General features: G+C 59.6%; 14 protein-coding genes. 8 read left to right on the top strand and 6 right to left on the bottom strand.

Features of this window, described 5'->3' with window-relative positions:
• Nucleotides 1–17: 17 nt before the first annotated feature.
• Nucleotides 18–1007 carry a 2-hydroxyacid dehydrogenase gene (locus AACY07_RS05425; RefSeq protein ID WP_339473779.1) on the bottom strand — a complete coding sequence of 330 codons (990 nt, stop codon included), beginning with the start codon at nt 1005–1007 and terminating at the stop codon, nt 18–20.
• Nucleotides 1008–1154: 147 nt separating this feature from the next.
• Nucleotides 1155–3920 (bottom strand): response regulator, encoded by a 2766-nt coding sequence (locus AACY07_RS05430; RefSeq protein WP_339473781.1) that lies wholly within the window; start codon nt 3918–3920, stop codon nt 1155–1157.
• A gap of 200 nt (nt 3921–4120) precedes the next feature.
• Here AACY07_RS05430 and AACY07_RS05435 point away from each other — a divergent pair, with 200 nt between their 5' ends.
• The 7 genes from AACY07_RS05435 to AACY07_RS05465 all read left to right on the top strand — a co-directional run bounded on the left by AACY07_RS05435 (nt 4121) and on the right by AACY07_RS05465 (nt 12518).
• On the top strand, nt 4121–4849 hold the full coding sequence (locus AACY07_RS05435; RefSeq protein WP_133075756.1) for a response regulator transcription factor: 729 nt from the start codon (nt 4121–4123) through the stop codon (nt 4847–4849).
• Entirely contained in the window at nt 4839–6191 is a 1353-nt protein-coding gene (locus AACY07_RS05440; protein ID WP_339473782.1) for a sensor histidine kinase, read from the top strand. Before AACY07_RS05435 ends, AACY07_RS05440 begins: the two co-directional genes overlap by 11 nt.
• A 170-nt stretch (nt 6192–6361) precedes the next feature.
• Nucleotides 6362–7264, top strand: coding sequence for a cysteine synthase CysM (gene cysM / locus AACY07_RS05445; RefSeq protein ID WP_133075754.1), 903 nt, complete (start codon nt 6362–6364; stop codon nt 7262–7264).
• Nucleotides 7264–8616, top strand: coding sequence for a 23S rRNA (uracil(1939)-C(5))-methyltransferase RlmD (rlmD, locus tag AACY07_RS05450; RefSeq protein ID WP_339473784.1), 1353 nt, complete (start codon nt 7264–7266; stop codon nt 8614–8616). The genes cysM and rlmD overlap by 1 nt, the downstream gene beginning before the upstream one ends.
• 119 nt (nt 8617–8735) lie before the next feature.
• The gene (gene relA, locus AACY07_RS05455; protein ID WP_339473786.1) at nt 8736–10988 is read left to right on the top strand and encodes a GTP diphosphokinase; all 2253 of its coding nucleotides are present in this window, start codon (nt 8736–8738) and stop codon (nt 10986–10988) included.
• Nucleotides 10989–11116: 128 nt separating this feature from the next.
• Entirely contained in the window at nt 11117–11950 is an 834-nt protein-coding gene (gene mazG, locus AACY07_RS05460; protein WP_339473787.1) for a nucleoside triphosphate pyrophosphohydrolase, read from the top strand.
• Between the two features lie 22 nt (nt 11951–11972).
• Nucleotides 11973–12518 carry a DUF2058 domain-containing protein gene (locus AACY07_RS05465; RefSeq protein ID WP_019827734.1) on the top strand — a complete coding sequence of 182 codons (546 nt, stop codon included), beginning with the start codon at nt 11973–11975 and terminating at the stop codon, nt 12516–12518.
• Between the two features lie 162 nt (nt 12519–12680).
• Here the strand turns inward: AACY07_RS05465 and AACY07_RS05470 are convergent, their stop codons facing one another.
• The 4 genes from AACY07_RS05470 to purM all read right to left on the bottom strand — a co-directional run bounded on the left by AACY07_RS05470 (nt 12681) and on the right by purM (nt 15546).
• On the bottom strand, nt 12681–12863 hold the full coding sequence (locus tag AACY07_RS05470) for a hypothetical protein (RefSeq protein ID WP_016779856.1): 183 nt from the start codon (nt 12861–12863) through the stop codon (nt 12681–12683).
• Nucleotides 12864–13115: 252 nt separating this feature from the next.
• Complete coding sequence (locus AACY07_RS05475) at nt 13116–13829, bottom strand: DUF3108 domain-containing protein (RefSeq protein WP_133075750.1); 714 nt, start codon at nt 13827–13829, stop codon at nt 13116–13118.
• An 8-nt stretch (nt 13830–13837) separates the two neighbouring features.
• Nucleotides 13838–14488: a phosphoribosylglycinamide formyltransferase gene (gene purN / locus AACY07_RS05480; protein ID WP_339473789.1), complete on the bottom strand. Its 651-nt coding sequence runs from the start codon at nt 14486–14488 to the stop codon at nt 13838–13840.
• A complete protein-coding gene (gene purM, locus AACY07_RS05485) occupies nt 14488–15546 on the bottom strand; it encodes a phosphoribosylformylglycinamidine cyclo-ligase (RefSeq protein WP_019827729.1) in 1059 nt (352 codons plus the stop codon). The genes purN and purM overlap by 1 nt, the downstream gene beginning before the upstream one ends.
• Before the next feature lie 382 nt (nt 15547–15928).
• On the opposite strand from purM, the gene AACY07_RS05490 reads away from it, so the two are divergent.
• Nucleotides 15929–16963, top strand: coding sequence for a DUF2066 domain-containing protein (locus AACY07_RS05490; protein ID WP_326425616.1), 1035 nt, complete (start codon nt 15929–15931; stop codon nt 16961–16963).
• Nucleotides 16964–16973: the final 10 nt, after the last annotated feature.

Consider the following 16973-nt stretch of genomic DNA (forward strand, 5'->3'; position numbering starts at 1 on the left):
GGCATCAAAGCCCAAGATCAACCTTCAATCAGGTTGTGCGGCGCACCGTTTTTCCAGGCCGCGATATTGCTCAATGTCGTGGACGCGATCGCACTCAGGGCTTCACGGGTCAAAAACGCCTGATGGGCGGTGATGATCACATTGGGAAAGGTCAGCAGCCGCGCCAGCACGTCATCCTGAAGGGGCAGGTCGGAGCGGTCTTCGAAGAACAGCTGGGCCTCTTCTTCATAGACATCCAGCCCTAAATAGCCCAGTTGGCCATTTTTCAGCGCTTCGATCAGTGCCGGAGTATCGACCAGTGCGCCGCGCCCGGTGTTGATCAGCATGGCGCCGTGTTTGAGGGTCGCAAGGCTGGCGCTGTTGATCAGGTGCTTGTTGTCCGAGGTCAGCGGGCAGTGCAGGGAGATGATGTGCGAGCCGGCCAGCAGCTCGGGGAGGCTTACATACTGTGCGCCCAGGGCCAGCAGCTCGGTGTTTGGGTACGGGTCGAAGCACAGCAGCTTGCAGCCGAAACCGGCCATGATTTTGCCGAACGTGGCGCCGATCTGACCGGTGCCCACCACGCCGACGGTTTTTCCTACCAGATCAAAACCGGTCAGCCCGTGCAGGGTGAAGTCGCCTTCGCGGGTGCGGTTGTAGGCGCGGTGCAAACGCCGATTGAGCGCCAGAATCAAGGCCACGGCATGTTCGGCGACGGCATGGGGGGAGTACGCAGGCACGCGCACCACGCTCAAGCCCAGGCGTTTGGCGGCTGGCAGGTCCACATGGTTGTAACCGGCCGAACGCAGGGCAATAAGCCGCGTGCGGCCGGCGGCCAGTTGCTCCAGGACCGGGGCGCTCAGGTCGTCATTGATAAACGGGCAGACCACTTCGTAGTCATGGGCCAGCGCTGCAGTGTCCAGGGTCAGGCGCGCTGGCTGGAAGTGCAGCTCGTTGCCGTCAGGTTGTTCGGCTGCGGTGAAACTGTCGCGGTCGTAGGTCTGGCTGCTGAAAAGAATCGTGCGCATGGGTCTTCCTTGGTGGGTGAGCCTGAACTGTGTAGTCGCTGACGAGGTACGAGGCTGCGATAAGGACCGCAGGGCCTTCAAAAGCCGGGGCCGCTTCGCAGCCCATCGCAGCCTCGTACCTCGTCAGCGGCTACAGTTTTCTTGGCGTTATGCAGCACTGCGTGCTTCTTTGGCCAGGCGGATGATGGCCCGGTCCAGTTCGTCGAGCGCTGCGTCGGCGTTGGGGCTTGTTTGCTTGAGCAGGGTTTCGCTGCGCTGGCAGGCGGCACGCAATTGCGGAACGCCGCAGTAACGCGTGGCCCCGTGCAAACGGTGGACTCGTTCGATCAACCCGTTGTTGTCCTTGGCGTTGCGCGCCTGCTGGATGGCTTCGCGATCAGACTCCAGCGAGGCCAGCAGCATGGCCAGCATGTCGACGGCCAGGTCAGCCTTGCCCGCCGCCAGACGCAGGCCTTCCTCATGGTCGAGTACGGGTAATTGTGCGTTTTGCCGAACGGGTTCGTGATGGTTGTCACTGATTTGATTGCGCAAGGCCAGCCCCGTCCACTTCAACACCACCTGCGCCAATTGACGCTCGCTGATCGGCTTGGTGAGGTAGTCGTCCATCCCGCTCTGTAGCAGGGCGCGTTTTTCGTTGGCCATTGCGTGGGCTGTGAGCGCCACAATCGGCAGCGCAGTGCAGTGGCGCTCGCTTTCCCACTGGCGCAGCACTTCGGTGGTTTCGCGCCCGTCCATGCCGGGCATCTGTACATCCATCAGCACCAGATCAAAGTCTTCGGTCTTGACCGCTTCAATGGCGGCATAGCCGCTGTCCACGGCGGTCACTTTGGCGCCCATGCCCTCCAGCAGGGTTTGCACCAGCAGCAGATTGGCCGGGTTGTCATCGACACACAGCAGTCGCGGTGCGCGGCTGGCCAGCGGCTCTCCGGGTTCGGCACGGGTTTGCCGCGGGCTGATCAGGTCAGCCAGGGCCCGGCGCAATTTACGGGTACAGGCAGGTTTGGCCTGCAACTGGCCGTGGGGGTTGGCCACCACGGTATTGAACAGCCCCTGCTCGGTGGTCGGGCACAGTACCAAGACCTTGCAGCCCATGTGCTCAAGGTCCCAGATGTGCTGGTTGAGGCGCTCGGGTGGCGTGTCGTTGGCCGTGACCCCGAGGACTGCCAGATCTATGGCCTGAGAGGTCTGATGGGCGCCGGTCACGCAGTTGGTGAGATTCTCAAGGGTGGTACACGGCGTGACATCCAGCCCGCAGTCTTCCAGCTGATGGTGCAGGGCCTGGCGGGCCAGGTCGTGTTTTTCCAGAATCGCTACGCGACGGCCCAGCAAAGGGGCGCAGGGCAGGTCCTCGACGTCATCGCGGGCTTTGGGCAGTTTGACACTGATCCAGAACACCGAGCCTTCGCCGGGGGTGCTTTCTACACCGATTTCGCCGCCCATCTGTTCCACCAGCCGTTTTGAAATCACCAGCCCCAGTCCGGTGCCCCCGGGTTGGCGTGACAACGAGTTGTCCGCCTGGCTGAAGGCCTGGAACAGGGCCCGGATATCCTGGGACGTCAGGCCGATGCCGGTGTCCTGCACGCTGATGCGCAGTTGTACGCTGCCATCGGTTTCGTTTTCATCCTGGTCTTCCAGCATGGCGCGCACGGCAATGGTGCCTTCGCGGGTGAACTTGATGGCGTTGTTGACCAGGTTGGTGAGGATTTGCTTGAGTCGCAGCGGGTCCCCAACCAGTGACAGCGGTGTGTCGCGGTACACCAGGCTGACCAGCTCCAGCCCTTTGTCATGGGCCGAAGGCCCGAGGATGGTCAGGGTGTCTTGCAACAGATCGCGCAGATTGAACGGGATATTGTCGAGCACCAGCTTGCCGGCCTCGATTTTCGAAAAGTCGAGAATCTCGTTGATGATGCCGAGCAGGTTGTCGGCCGATTTTTCGATGGTGTTCAGGTAGTCGAACTGGCGTGGGGTCAGCTCGCTTTTCTGAAGCAAGTGGGTAAAGCCGAGAATGCCATTGAGCGGGGTGCGGATTTCGTGGCTCATGTTGGCCAGAAACTCTGACTTTATCCGGCTGGCTTCCAGGGCTTCCTTGCGGGCCAGGTCGAGTTCCAGGTTCTGGATCTCAATGGTTTCGAGGTTTTGGCGCACATCTTCAGTGGCTTGATCGACGCTGTGCTGCAGCTCTTCCTGGGCATTGTGCAGGGTTTCGGCCATGCGATTGATGCCCGAGGCCAGTTCGTCCAGTTCGTGGCTGCCCAATGGCGGCAATCGGGTTTCCAGATGCCCGTCCTTGAGCTGCGCCACGGCCTGTTTGATTTGGCCCAGAGGGGCATTGATCGTACGGCTCATGCGCAGCGCCAGCAGGGTGGTCAGCACCAGACCGGTAACAATCAGCAGCAAGCTGGCAAACAGGTTGCGGTAGCTGCGCAGCAGCATGCCGTTGTGGGAGAGCTCAAGCTCGACCCAGCCCAGCAGGCGGTGGGCCTCGTTGGGAATCACATCACCGGCCAGATTGCGATGGCGGCCAAACACCGGCAGTAAATAACGGGTGGCATCGTTGTCAGTTCGTTGTTGCAGCTGGGTGCTGCTGCCCAGGGGAGCCTGGTTGAGCATGATCGGCCCGGCGTGGGCGAGGGGTTCGTGGTTGGCGTTGAGGAACGCTACGGCCCGCACATCCTGTTGCTCAAGGGATTCGGTGGCGATCCGCGCCAGCAGCGCGGTGTCATGGCGGCCCATTGCGGGGGCCACCAGCGGGGCGAGTTGTTCGGCGATCATTTCTCCGCGCTGCAATAGCTGCGATTGCAGCTCGGACTGTTGCAGCCAGGTGAAGTAGCCACCCAGTACGGTTGCCATCAAGCTGACGGGCAACAGCGTAAGCAGCAATACGCGGCCTTTGATACCGAGGTTTTTAAGCACGCAACTCTCCAGCCCTGCATTTTTAAGAGTGACCCGTGCATCCCGCCCAGGCCAGAACGCAGTGTAGCCACATGGTGCCTGGCAAATCTTTGAAAATTTGCCATCAATTTCCGTTTATCGGCGCCGCTAAAGCCCATGCCGGTTGCCCGTAGTGGCTCAATCTTGAATAATCAATGATTGAGAATTACTTGCAGACGCTAATGAATCCCGTAGCTGTTAGCCCTTCACGCCTTCTGACCATTGAAGATGACCCCGTCCTGGGTGCCTACCTGCACGAGCAGTTAGTGCGCTGCGGGTTTGACGTGATCTGGTGTCAGAACGGCCAGGAGGGTTTGGCCCGTGCCCGGCAAGAGCACTTTGATGTTGTCTTGATGGATATCCTGTTACCCGGCATGAATGGTTTGCAGGTGCTCACGCAATTGCGCCAGACCCACGCCTTGCCGGTGATCCTGATGTCCGCACTGGGCGCCGAGGCTGACCGAATCAGCGGGTTCCAGCTGGGGGCCGATGATTACTTGCCCAAGCCATTCAGCATGGCCGAGCTGCGGGTGCGGATCCAGGCCATCCTGCGCCGCGTGGCCCTGGACCGCATGCCGGATGCCCGCCTGGCGCAGGACCCCGCACCTGCCGAGAGCGGATTGCTGTTCGACGAAGACACGTGTGACGTGCGTCATGGCGAACAATGGGCGGGGTTGACCCGCAGCGAGTTCCGTTTGCTCGATACCCTGCAGCGCAATGCCGACGAGGTATTGAGTAAGGCCTTTCTCTATCAGCAGGTGCTGCAACGGGGCTATGCGGCCCATGACAGAAGCCTGGACATGCATATCAGCCAGATCCGGCGAAAACTCAAAACGGTCGGCTACCACCAGCGCGAAGTGCGCACGGTGTGGGGCAAGGGTTATGTCTTGAGTGCCAGCGATGCCCTGTAAAGTGCCCGGCAAGAACTCTGTCTTCTGGAAGCTGGCCTGTTTGCTGGTGGTGTTCTGTTTACTGATGATCTGGCTCAGTTGGTCCTGGGGCCGCTACATGGACAAACGCACCGGATTTCTCTCCGAGCAGGCCCACGGGACGCTGGTGCGCTACGCCGGTGAGGCCGAGCGCGCCTGGGAGACCGGGCAGCAAACGGCTGTCGACCAATGGCTGCAAGCAATGGGCAGCAGGGAGCCCGGCTGGGTCGGGGTGATCGGGCAGGATTTACAATCACTGAGCAGCTATCCGCTGAACGATCGCGAGACTGAGCGCCTGACCTTTCTGCGTGGCCTGGACTGGCCCATTAGCCATATCAAGACGGCGCGACCGTGGATCAAGGTGCCATTTCCCAAGGATCCTGCTGCGGGCAGCCTGGTGATCGAACTGCCGCAACGTTTTATGCCGGGGCGCTCGCAGGTGATCTGGCGCATTGTCACCAATGGCGTAATTCCGGGTTTGCTGACCTTGCTGTTGTGCGTGGGCCTGTACCGCGTGCTGATCGTGCCGTTGAATCATTTGCGCGAGCAGGCCAACGCCTGGCGTGCCGATCAACTGGGTGCCCGCCTGTCGAGACAGACTACCGGCCGTCAGGACGAACTGGGTGAACTGGCCCGGGCCTTCGACCAAATGTCCGAGCGCCTGCAAAGCACGGTCTTGCAACAACAGCAATTGCTCCGTGACTTGTCCCATGAACTGCGCACTCCCTTGAGCCGCCTGCGGGTAGCGTGCGACAGCGAACAGGGGGTCGAGGCCTTGCGCGAACGCTTGAGCCGGGAAGTGGATGGCATGCAGCGGCTGGTCGAGGACACCCTGCAGCTGGCCTGGCTGGATGCCGAGCGCGGGCCGTTGCCGGTGGAAGACATCCAGGTACAGGCGTTGTGGGAGATGCTCACCGAAAACGCCCGCTTTGAAAGCGGCTGGCCGCAATCACGGTTGCCTTGCCTGGTGGATGAGCATTGCTGGGTGCGCGGGCACCTCAATAGCCTGGCCCAGGCGCTGGAGAACATTCTGCGTAATGCCATTCGCCACTCGCCGCCCGATGGCGTTGTCAGCCTGAGCGGGCACCGTGAAGGCGACGAATGGCATCTATGGCTCGACGACCAAGGTGGGGGTGTGGCGCCTGAAGAGCTTGAACGGATTTTCGCGCCTTTTACCCGGCTGGACGGTTCAAGGCCTGGCGACGGGGGCTTCGGTCTGGGCCTGAGCATTGCGCGCAATGCCCTGCGGTTACAGGGCGGCAGCTTGTGGGCCGAGAACCACGGGGGTGGATTGCGGGTGCATGTCCGCTTACCAGCCAAATAGACTGCGCAACCGGACGCAGCCTCGCGCTGCTCGTCAGCTGCTACGGGTTCGAGTGTGCCTCAAACCCTGGCTTATAGCCTTTAGCCATAAGCACCGCACTTTGCGTGATATGGGCTATCGGTGTTTGTCGGTATGATGTGCGGCCCCGCGGTCTGGATTGCGAATACGCCATGACATTGCAGTACCCAACTATCGCCGATTGCGTCGGCAACACTCCTCTGGTGCGCTTGCAGCGCCTGGCTGGAAACTCCACCAACACCTTGTTGCTCAAGCTCGAAGGGAATAACCCTGCAGGCTCGGTCAAGGACCGTCCGGCTCTGTCGATGATTGCCCGTGCCGAAGCGCGCGGCCAGATCCAGGCTGGCGATACCCTGATCGAAGCCACCTCGGGCAATACCGGTATTGCACTGGCGATGGCCGCTGCGATCAAGGGCTACAAGATGATCCTGATCATGCCCGACAACTCCAGCGCCGAACGCAAGGCGGCCATGACTGCCTATGGCGCCGAGCTGATTCTGGTCTCTCAGGAAGAGGGCATGGAAGGCGCCCGCGACCTGGCTGACAAGATGCAGGCCCAGGGCCTGGGCAAGGTGCTCGATCAGTTCGCCAACGGTGACAATCCCGAGGCTCATTACACCGGCACCGGTCCTGAGATTTGGCGCCAGACCAACGGTACGATCACTCACTTCATCAGTTCGATGGGCACCACCGGTACCATCATGGGTGTGTCGCGCTACCTCAAGGAGCAGAACCCGGGCGTGCAGATCGTCGGTTTGCAGCCGATGGAAGGCGCCGCCATTCCGGGTATCCGTCGCTGGCCGACCGAGTACCTGCCGAAAATTTATCAGGCTGACCGCGTTGACCGCATTGTCGACATGGCCCAGCGCGAAGCCGAAGACGTCACCCGTCGCCTGGCCCGTGAAGAAGGCATTTTCTGTGGAGTGTCCTCGGGCGGGGCGGTAGCTGCCATGTTGCGCTTGAATCAGGAAGTCGAAAACGCGGTGATGGTCGCGATCATTTGTGACCGCGGCGACCGTTACTTGTCGACCGGCATTTACGATGCGCCCAACTGATGGCTAAGCAAGAGAGAGGCCTGCGCTTCCAGCCTGCTGGCGGCACCAAGGCCCCGCAAGTGCCTACGGGCAAGAAACAGCGTTTGAACATCGAGCGTTTGGCCAACGACGGCCGGGGTATTGCCTTTATTGAAGGGCGTACCTGGTTTGTGTCGGGAGCCCTGGCCGGTGAAGAAATTGAAGCCCGGGTGCTGGGCGCTCACGGCAAAATCGTTGAAGCCCGTACCGAGCGTGTGTTCAAGGCCAGCGACATCCGCCGCGTGGAGCCCTGTGCCCACGCGGGCAAGTGTGGCGGTTGCAGCGTGCAGCATTTGCCCCATGAGGAGCAGCTTGCACTGAAACAGCGCATGTTGACCGAGCAACTGTCCCGTGTGGCCGGTGTCGAACCTGAAGAGTGGGCGGCGCCCCTCACAGGTCCAGAATTTGGCTATCGCCGCCGTGCACGCATCGCCGTGCGCTGGGATGCGCGGGCCAAGCGTCTAGACGTAGGTTTTCGGGCGGCCGGTAGTCAGGATATCGTCGCCATTGATCACTGTTTGGTCCTGGTACAGGCTTTGCAACCTATCATGACGGGGCTGCCCGCCATGTTGCGTCAGTTGAGCAATCCCAAGGCCCTTGGCCATGTCGAGTTGTTCAGCGGTTCGGCAATTGCGGTGTTGCTGCGTCACATGGCGCCGCTCAACGATGGGGACATGAAAATCCTGCAGGATTTCTGCCTCACCCATGACGCCCAGTTGTGGCTGCATGGTGAAGGTGAACCTCAACCGGTCGATTTGACCCGGACCCTGGGCTACCGTTTGGAACAGTGGGACCTGGAGCTGGCGTATCGTCCCGGTGATTTTGTCCAGGTCAATGCTGGCGTCAATGAAGCCATGGTGGCTCAAGCAATAAAGTGGCTTGCTCCACAAGCTGACGAACGGATTCTTGACTTGTTCTGTGGGCTGGGTAACTTCGCGTTACCACTGGCGCAAAAAGTCCGCGAAGTGGTGGCAGTTGAAGGTGTTGCGACCATGGTCGAACGCGCAGCGCAAAACGCGGTCAGTAATAACCTGCAAAATGCAGTGTTTTTTCAGGCTGACTTGTCGCAGCCGCTGGTGGATGCAGCCTGGGCCAAGGATGGGTTTTGTGCCGTGCTGCTCGACCCGCCCCGTGACGGCGCCTATGAAGTGGTACGCAAGCTGTCTGGCCTGGGAGCCAGGCGTTTGGTGTATGTGTCGTGTAACCCGGCCACGCTGGCACGGGATACAGTTGAATTGATGAAACAGGGTTACCGGTTAAAACGTGCCGCAATCCTCGACATGTTTCCGCAAACAGCGCATGTCGAGGCGATGGCGTTATTTGAAGCAGACTAGGACGGTCTGTCTATTTCGACGGGCCCGCAACCCGCGCAGTGATGCCCTGTAGCGCGCGGTTGGGATTAGGGCCTGTGATTTCGGCGCATTGAATCTGCGCTGTAGGGAAGGTAAGCAAGATGGTACAGGTCAGAGCACACCAGCCGATCAACACCGACGGCAGTCTCAACCTCGAGGCATGGCTCGATCATGCGGTGAGTGTCGATGTGGCGCTGGACCGTGAAGCCTTGAAAGAAGCGTGCGAGTTTGCGCGCGAGGCCGAGCAGCAAGCCAACGCGGCGAAAAACCTGTGGACCGAGGGTACGTCGAGCTTTCGCACAGGGTTGGAAATCGCCGAAATACTGGCCGATCTGAAACTGGATCAAGACTCTCTGGTTGCCGCGATTCTCTATCGCTGCGTGCGCGAAGGGCAGGTCTTGTTGCCTGCTGTCAGCCAGCGCTTCGGTCCGGTGGTGGCCAAGCTGATTGATGGCGTGCTGCGCATGGCGGCCATCAGCGCCAGCCTCAGCCCCCGCCAATCCATGGTTCTGGGTACCCAGGGCCAGGTCGAAAACCTGCGCAAGATGCTGGTCGCGATGGTTGATGACGTGCGCGTTGCACTGATCAAACTGGCCGAACGTACCTGCGCGATTCGTGCTGTCAAAAATGCCCCGGACGAGAAGCGCAACCGCGTCGCCCGTGAGGTATTCGATATTTATGCGCCATTGGCGCACCGCCTGGGTATCGGTCATATCAAGTGGGAGCTGGAGGACTTGTCCTTCCGCTACCTGGAGCCCGAGCAGTACAAACAGATTGCCACCTTGCTGCATGAACGCCGCCTCGATCGCGAGCGCTTTATCAGTGATGTGATGAACCAGCTGCGAACCGAGCTGGTGGCCACTGGCGTTGATGCCGATATCAGCGGCCGGGCCAAGCACATCTATTCCATCTGGCGAAAAATGCAGCGCAAGGGCCTGGCCTTCAGCCAGATCTATGACGTGCGTGCGGTACGGGTACTGGTCCCGGAAATGCGCGACTGCTATACCGCGCTGGGGATTGTCCACACCCTGTGGCGGCACATTCCCAAAGAGTTCGACGATTACATCGCCAACCCCAAGGAAAACGGCTACCGCTCGCTGCACACTGCCGTGATCGGGCCTGAAGGCAAGGTGCTGGAGGTGCAGATCCGCACCCACGCCATGCACGAAGAGGCCGAGCTGGGGGTGTGTGCGCACTGGCGTTACAAGGGCACCGACGTCAAGGCAGGTTCCAACCAGTACGAAGAGAAAATCTCGTGGCTGCGCCAGGTACTGGAATGGCACGAAGAACTGGGTGATATCGGTGGTCTGGCCGATCAGCTGCGGGTCGATATCGAGCCGGACCGGGTGTACATCTTTACGCCGGACGGTCATGCCATCGACCTGCCCAAGGGCGCAACACCGCTGGACTTTGCGTACCGGGTGCACACCGAAATCGGCCATAACTGCCGCGGTGCCAAGATCAACGGGCGCATCGTGCCGCTCAACTACAGCCTGCAAACCGGTGAACAGGTCGAGATCATCACCAGCAAGCACGGCACGCCGAGCCGCGACTGGCTGAACCCGAACCTGGGCTACATCACCACCTCGCGGGCGCGGGCGAAGATCGTTCACTGGTTCAAGTTGCAGGCGCGCGATCAGAACGTGGCTGCCGGCAAAACCATGCTCGAACGTGAGCTGGGTCGCCTGGGCCTGCCAGCGGTGGACTACGAGAAGCTCGCCGACAAAGCCAACATGAGAACCGCCGAGGACATGTATGCGGCGCTCGGGGCCGGTGACTTGCGCCTGGCGCAGCTGATCAATCTGGCGCAGCAGCAGGTCGAGCCGGAGCGCGGCAGCGAACAGATGGAGCTGATTCCGCGCAAGGCCACGGGCTACAAGCCGGGCAAGCGCGGGGACATCCAGATCGAAGGCGTCGGCAACCTGCTGACCCAGATGGCCGGGTGCTGCCAGCCGCTGCCGGGGGATGCGATTGTCGGTTACATCACCCAGGGTCGCGGGGTGAGCATTCACCGTCAGGACTGCGCCTCGGTACTGCAACTGGGCAGCCGTGAGCCGGAGCGGATGATTCAGGTCAACTGGGGACCGATCCCGGTCTCGACATATCCTGTCGACATCGAGATTCGTGCCTACGACCGTTCGGGCCTGCTGCGTGACGTCTCCCAGGTTCTGCTCAACGAGCGGATCAACGTGCTGGCGGTCAATACTCGCTCGAACAAGGAAAACAACACCGCGTTGATGACCTTGACCATCGAGATCCCGGGTCTGGACGCGCTGGGACGTTTATTGGGACGCATCTCGCAACTGCCGAACATCATCGAAACCCGTCGGATCGGGCGTAGCGAAGCAAGATAACCTGTAGTCGCTGACGAGGTACGAGGCTGCGATAAGGGCCGAAGGACCTTCGCTTTGTAAAGCGGGGTCTCTACGCAACCCATCGCAGCCTGCGGCAGCGACTACAGGTTTCGGCCAAAGGATTACAGATGTACAACCTCGACGACCTGCTACACCTCATGACCCGTCTGCGTGACCCGCAGTACGGCTGTCCGTGGGACATCAAGCAAACCTGGGCCACCATCGTGCCCTACACCCTTGAGGAAGCCTACGAAGTCGCAGATGCCATTGAGCAAGGCGACTTTGAGCACCTGCAAGGTGAACTCGGCGACTTGCTGTTCCAGGTGGTTTATTACAGCCAGCTGGCCCGTGAAGAAGGCCGGTTTGAATTTGCCGGGGTGATCGACAGCATCACCCGCAAGCTGATCCGCCGACATCCCCACGTGTTCCCCACGGGCGACCTGTATGCGCCGCTGGATATACCGCGCCTGAGCGAAGAGCAGGTCAAGTTGCGCTGGGATGAAATCAAGGCGCAGGAGCGCGCAGAAAAGTCCGCTGTTCCCCAGCAGCTCTCCTTGCTGGATGACGTGCCAGTGGCGCTGCCAGCCCTGTCCCGTGCCGCCAAATTGCAAAAGCGTGCCGCTCAGGTCGGCTTTGACTGGCCAGCGGCATTGCCGGTGCTGGACAAGGTCCGAGAAGAACTGGACGAGGTGCTGGAAGCGATGGCCGACAATGACTCGGCGGCCATCCATGATGAAATCGGAGACCTGCTGTTTTCGGTGGTCAACCTGGCCCGCCATCTTAAAGTGGACCCTGAAACCGCCTTGCGTGGGGCCAATGCAAAATTTGATCGACGTTTCCGGTTTATTGAGCAGGCATTGCGCGATACCCTGCGTCCCATTGAAAGTTGCACCCTTGAAGACCTGGACGCCCTGTGGGGCGAAGCCAAGCGTCAGGAAAAGAATTTGCCCAGCTGCGGCTGAGTTTGCCTAAGTGAGTAAGTAGATGAGCATTTCCCTACGCGACCAGTTGCTCAAAGCCGGACTGGTCAACGAGAAGCAGGCCAAGCAGGCCGGCAAAGAAAAGCAGAAGCAGCAGCGTCTGGCCCACAAGGGTCAGATCGAGCTGGACGACACTCAGCAGCGTCTGGCTGCCGAAGCCAAGGCCGAGAAGGTCAAGCGCGACCAGGAGCTGAACCGTCAGCAACAGGAGAAAGTCGAGCAAAAGGCCCGCGCCGCCCAGATCAAGCAATTGATCGAAGTGTCGCGTCTGCCCAAGTTGACGACTGAGGATTACTACAACTTTGTTGACGACAAAAAGGTCAAGCGCCTGTCGGTCAACACGTTGATGCGCAACAAGCTGGCCAATGGCTCCTTGGCGATCGTGCAGCATCAGGGCGGCTACGAAGTCATCCCGCGAGAGGCTGCGCTGAAGATCCAGGAGCGGGATCCGCGCCGGATTGTGCAGTTGAACATTCTGGTCGAGCCGAAAACCCCGGAAGAAGATGATCCGTACGCGGCCTATCAGATCCCTGATGACCTGATGTGGTAACACCCGTACAACCAGTGGGAGCGGGCTTGGTGTGATTCAACTGCAAGACCGCAGCGTCTGCATCGCGAGTAAGCCCGCTCCCACAGGGTTTTGCAGCAGGGCATACACGACAAACCCCGCTTCGGCGGGGTTTGTGTTTTTCAAGTCTGTAGTCTCTGTCGTTCAGGCCTGGCGTTTCTGCGCTTCCAGCTTTTCCAGCTCAGCCTTGTAGCTGTGAGCGTCGCTTTCGCGGTGGAACATGCCAACCAGTATGTCTTCTTGATGCACATCCCACAGGTGAACACCGTGGGCTACCAGCTGGTGGAACATACGTGAATCGTCGCGCTCAGTTACTTTGATAGTCATCTGCTTGCTCCAAATTCTGATGAGGTCCTGCGGCAAGGCGTCGCAGGACTTCTTTATAGAATCTGTTAGCTTCCTAAGTAAATAGCTGATTGTCGCGCTGTCATGTTGTTATAAATCGCAAATCCCTGGAGCCCTTGTAATACGGGGTGTTTACGGTTTTGCTCATAAGTTTTATGAATAAAGTTTCATGTTTGTATCGTTCAGCGGGCCAAAAAAAACCTCGCCGAAGCGAGGTTTTTTGACGCTTACGGTTTAGTTGCCCTTGACCGTTTTGCCATTCACCGTGCCGTCCAGCAGCATGATGTTGTATTCCTTGCCGTCTTTTTCGACCTGACGCAGTTTGACCAGCAGCGAATCCCAGTTCTTGGCGAACCACATTTCCGTGATGCGCTTGTTCTGCGTTGGATCGCGTACGCGCTCAACCTTGATTGCGTCTACCTTGCCAGCCTTGGTTTCGACCACTTCAGGGCCGATCACGCGAAAGTCATAGGTATCGACGTCGTTACCATCAACTACCTGGTAGCTCATGGATTTTTTACCGGCTTCTACATCACGTTGAAGCGCGAGCTGATAGGTGGACTTGTCGAGCATGCCAGTCAGCAACGGCACTTTGACTGCGTCGCCCTGGTCGGTACCGGTGACCATTTTGGTCGCCCAGTCGAAATCCAGATCAATCTTTTTCGCTTTGCCCAGGCCGCCACGTTCAAAGTGGTAGGTCAGCGGGATCAGCGTGTTTTTATCGATCTTGAGGGTGCTTTCCTCGTTCAGGCTGGCCACCAGCATCGACGCCTTGAAGTTCAAGGTCCAGATACCGTTGTCGCTCTTGGTCAGGCTGCGCTCGGCGGAACCGCTCATGGGCAGCTGTTTCCAGTCTGCGGTGTAGCTGGCCTTGAAAGGCTGGAGTTCGGCCGCCTGCACTGCTGGGATAGCCAGCAGGCTGAGGGCGAGAAGCAGGGCACGACGCATATATTCTCCTAGGTTCGTATCAAGTGGCCGCTGGCCGCGAGTAATTGACCGTCCAATAATGCGCCTTGCTCGTCAAGAGACAAGCGACCTTCGGCAAACCAGCGCACTGCAAGCGGATAAATCCGGTGTTCCTGGGCGTGGACCCGTTGCGCCAGAGCGTGCGCAGAGTCGTCGGACTCTACCGGTATCACTGCCTGTACGACCAGAGGGCCGCCGTCGAGTTCCTCGGTCACAAAGTGAACGCTACAGCCGTGTTCGCGATCTCCTGCTTCCAGCGCGCGCTGATGCGTGTGCAAACCTTTGTATTTAGGCAGCAGCGAAGGGTGGATGTTGAGCAGACGACCCTGATAGTGACGCACGAAATCTGCGCTGAGAATGCGCATGAAGCCGGCCAGTACCACCAGTTGCGGTTTGAATTCGTCGATGATCTTGATCAGTGCAGCATCGAAGGCCTCGCGGCCCTCGAATGCTTTGTGATCCAGTACGCGGGTATCGATACCCGCGTCTTTGGCGCGTTGCAAGCCGTAGGCATCTGCGCGGTTGGAGATGACCGCGCGGATATTTGCCGGGCTGTCCTTGACGTCATTGCTGTCGATCAAGGCCTGCAAGTTGCTGCCGGTGCCGGAAAGCAGCACCACTACATCACAGGTATCAGGCATTAGTGCGCCTTGAGGTTTTGCAGCTCAACTTGTGGAGCGCCTTCGGCGGCCGTTGCGATCTGGCCGATGACCCACGGTTGCTCGCCTGCTTCACGCAGTACGTTCAGCGCGGTTTCAACGTCAGCCTGAGCCACGCAGATCACCATGCCAACGCCGCAGTTCAGCACGCGGTGCATTTCGTTTTCGTCCACGTTGCCTTTTTCTTGCAACCAGTCGAATACAGCAGGGCGCTGCCAGCTGGCAACGTCAACAACTGCCTGGGCGCCTTTTGGCAGAACGCGCGGGATGTTGTCGAGCAGGCCACCACCGGTGATGTGGGCCATGGCTTTGACAACGCCGGTTTCCTTGATCAGCTTGAGCAACGGCTTGACGTAGATGCGGGTTGGCGCCATCAGCAGGTCGGTCAGCGGCTTGCCGTCGAGCTGGATGTTTTCGATGTCGGCACCGGACACTTCGATGATCTTGCGGATCAGCGAGTAGCCGTTGGAGTGCGGGCCCGAGGACGGCAGGGCGAGCAGGGCGTCGCCGGCAGCAACCTTGGAGCCGTCGATGATTTCAGATTTTTCGACAACACCCACGCAGAAGCCGGCCAGGTCGTAGTCTTCGCCTTCGTACATGCCAGGCATTTCAGCGGTTTCGCCGCCTACCAGCGAGCAGCCCGACAGTTCGCAGCCAGCGCCGATACCGGTAACCACTTGGGTCGCGGTTTCAACGTTGAGTTTGCCGGTGGCGTAGTAGTCGAGGAAGAACAGAGGCTCGGCGCCGCATACGATCAGGTCGTTGACGCACATGGCAACCAGGTCGATACCGATGCTGTCGTGCTTGTTCAGGTTCAGTGCCAGGCGCAGCTTGGTGCCAACGCCGTCAGTGCCGGAAACCAGAACAGGCTGCTTGTAGCCAGCCGGGATTTCGCAGAGGGCGCCAAAACCGCCGAGGCCGCCCATCACTTCCGGGCGTGCAGTGCGCTTGGCCACGCTCTTGATGCGTTCGACCAATGCTTCACCGGCGTCGATGTCTACACCGGCGTCTTTGTAGCTCAGGGATGGTTGCTTGCTCATAATCCAGGCCTTTAGGGGGGATTCGGGGGTATCGACCGAGTTCAGGGGGCAGGCTTGCAAGTGCTCATCGAGTGCGTCAGAGCATTTGCAGGGTGCCCGGCTGTTGCCGGTCTGCGAAGGCGCGCGATTTTATCAGGCTTGAAGGGCAGCGGCCATCCTCGGGCCGACAGGCAGGGTTATATCTGTCGAAAAAAACCTTTTTTAGTCGTACTTGGGTCTGTGCGCGGGCCTGTATAAGGTATAGCGAATTACTTTTGAGTTTTTATGACCGAATGAAAACTGCGGTACAGACGTGAATGATTTGGCTGTCGCCGTGTCAGAAGTCTGTTCGAGTGTTTTTATGGCGTCCTTTTAGGCTGCTTTTTGTGATCGGGAATCTTTCATGCGTCTGAGCCAATTTTTAGCCGTGGGCTGTTTGTCATTTTTTAGCCTGGCGAGTCATGCCGAAATCCTGACCGGCCTTTATCAAGTGCGTGAGCCGGTGGCCAGCCAGTCACCCGATGAACGTACCCAGGCCACGCAAAAGGCACTGGAAACCCTGGTGCTGCGTTTGACCGGGGACCCCAAGGCGATCCAAAACCCCGGGCTTGAGGCGATTCGCAAGGATCCCCAGCAGATCATCAGCCGGTACGGTTATGACGCTGGCCCCCCGGAAAGCCTGCAGGTGGATTTCGATCCGGTGAGCACTGACCGGGCGTTGCGCCAGGCCGGTTTGTCGATGTGGGGCAGTAATCGTCCCGCCTTGCTCGGCTGGTGGCTGAACGATTCGGTTGATGGTTCAAGCCTGGTGGGCGACGGTCAATCCGTGGCAGAGCCCCTGCGCCGTGCCGCGCAGCACCGCGGGTTGCCATTGCGTTTGCCGCTGGCAGACCTGAGCGAACAGTTGGTAGGCACGGCTGAAAACCTTGAGGGCAGCAATCCTGCTCCTTTGAAGGATGCTTCCGAGCGTTACGGCGCCGATGCCTTGCTGGCCGTACATGCCCGTGAAGAGGATGGGCAGTGGAGCGCCAAGTGGCGGTTGTGGGTTGGCGATCAGCAGGAGCAGGGCAGTGCTCAGGCACCGGATCAGGCGGCGCTGGCCGATGCCGTGATGCTTGCAGTGAGCCAGCGTCTGGCGCCGCGTTATACGGTCAAACCCGGGGTCTCGACGGAGCAGTTGCTTGAAGTGCAGGGCATGACGCTACCGCGCTATGCGCAATTGTGGCATTTGCTCGAACCTTTCGGCGCGCAACTAAAGAGCGTCGACGGTGATCGTAGTGTGTATCAGGTAAATGGCAGCGCCGAGCAGCTGCGCTCGCAACTCGGGTTGGCGCAACTGCAGGAAGTACCGGCAGAACAGGTACCCGCAGTGACAAGTGCAGGCCAGGCGCCCGGTGTTGCTTCAGCGCCAGCGGCTCAGCTTCGGTTTCGCTGGTAGGTTGTTGTCT

The sequence above is a fragment of the Pseudomonas sp. RL_5y_Pfl2_69 genome (assembly GCF_963970465.1).
Lineage (GTDB): Bacteria > Pseudomonadota > Gammaproteobacteria > Pseudomonadales > Pseudomonadaceae > Aquipseudomonas.

Bases quoted from the DNA above. Each gene is read 5' to 3' on its own strand.
- AACY07_RS05425 (WP_339473779.1), bottom strand. From the start codon at position 1,007: ATGCGCACGATTCTTTTCAGCAGCCAGACCTACGACCGCGACAGTTTC.
- AACY07_RS05435 (WP_133075756.1), top strand. From the start codon at position 4,121: ATGAATCCCGTAGCTGTTAGCCCTTCACGCCTTCTGACCATTGAAGAT.
- AACY07_RS05440 (WP_339473782.1), top strand. From the start codon at position 4,839: ATGCCCTGTAAAGTGCCCGGCAAGAACTCTGTCTTCTGGAAGCTGGCC.
- cysM (WP_133075754.1), top strand. From the start codon at position 6,362: ATGACATTGCAGTACCCAACTATCGCCGATTGCGTCGGCAACACTCCT.
- rlmD (WP_339473784.1), top strand. From the start codon at position 7,264: ATGGCTAAGCAAGAGAGAGGCCTGCGCTTCCAGCCTGCTGGCGGCACC.
- relA (WP_339473786.1), top strand. From the start codon at position 8,736: ATGGTACAGGTCAGAGCACACCAGCCGATCAACACCGACGGCAGTCTC.
- mazG (WP_339473787.1), top strand. From the start codon at position 11,117: ATGTACAACCTCGACGACCTGCTACACCTCATGACCCGTCTGCGTGAC.
- AACY07_RS05465 (WP_019827734.1), top strand. From the start codon at position 11,973: ATGAGCATTTCCCTACGCGACCAGTTGCTCAAAGCCGGACTGGTCAAC.
- AACY07_RS05470 (WP_016779856.1), bottom strand. From the start codon at position 12,863: ATGACTATCAAAGTAACTGAGCGCGACGATTCACGTATGTTCCACCAG.
- AACY07_RS05475 (WP_133075750.1), bottom strand. From the start codon at position 13,829: ATGCGTCGTGCCCTGCTTCTCGCCCTCAGCCTGCTGGCTATCCCAGCA.
- purN (WP_339473789.1), bottom strand. From the start codon at position 14,488: ATGCCTGATACCTGTGATGTAGTGGTGCTGCTTTCCGGCACCGGCAGC.
- purM (WP_019827729.1), bottom strand. From the start codon at position 15,546: ATGAGCAAGCAACCATCCCTGAGCTACAAAGACGCCGGTGTAGACATC.
- AACY07_RS05490 (WP_326425616.1), top strand. From the start codon at position 15,929: ATGCGTCTGAGCCAATTTTTAGCCGTGGGCTGTTTGTCATTTTTTAGC.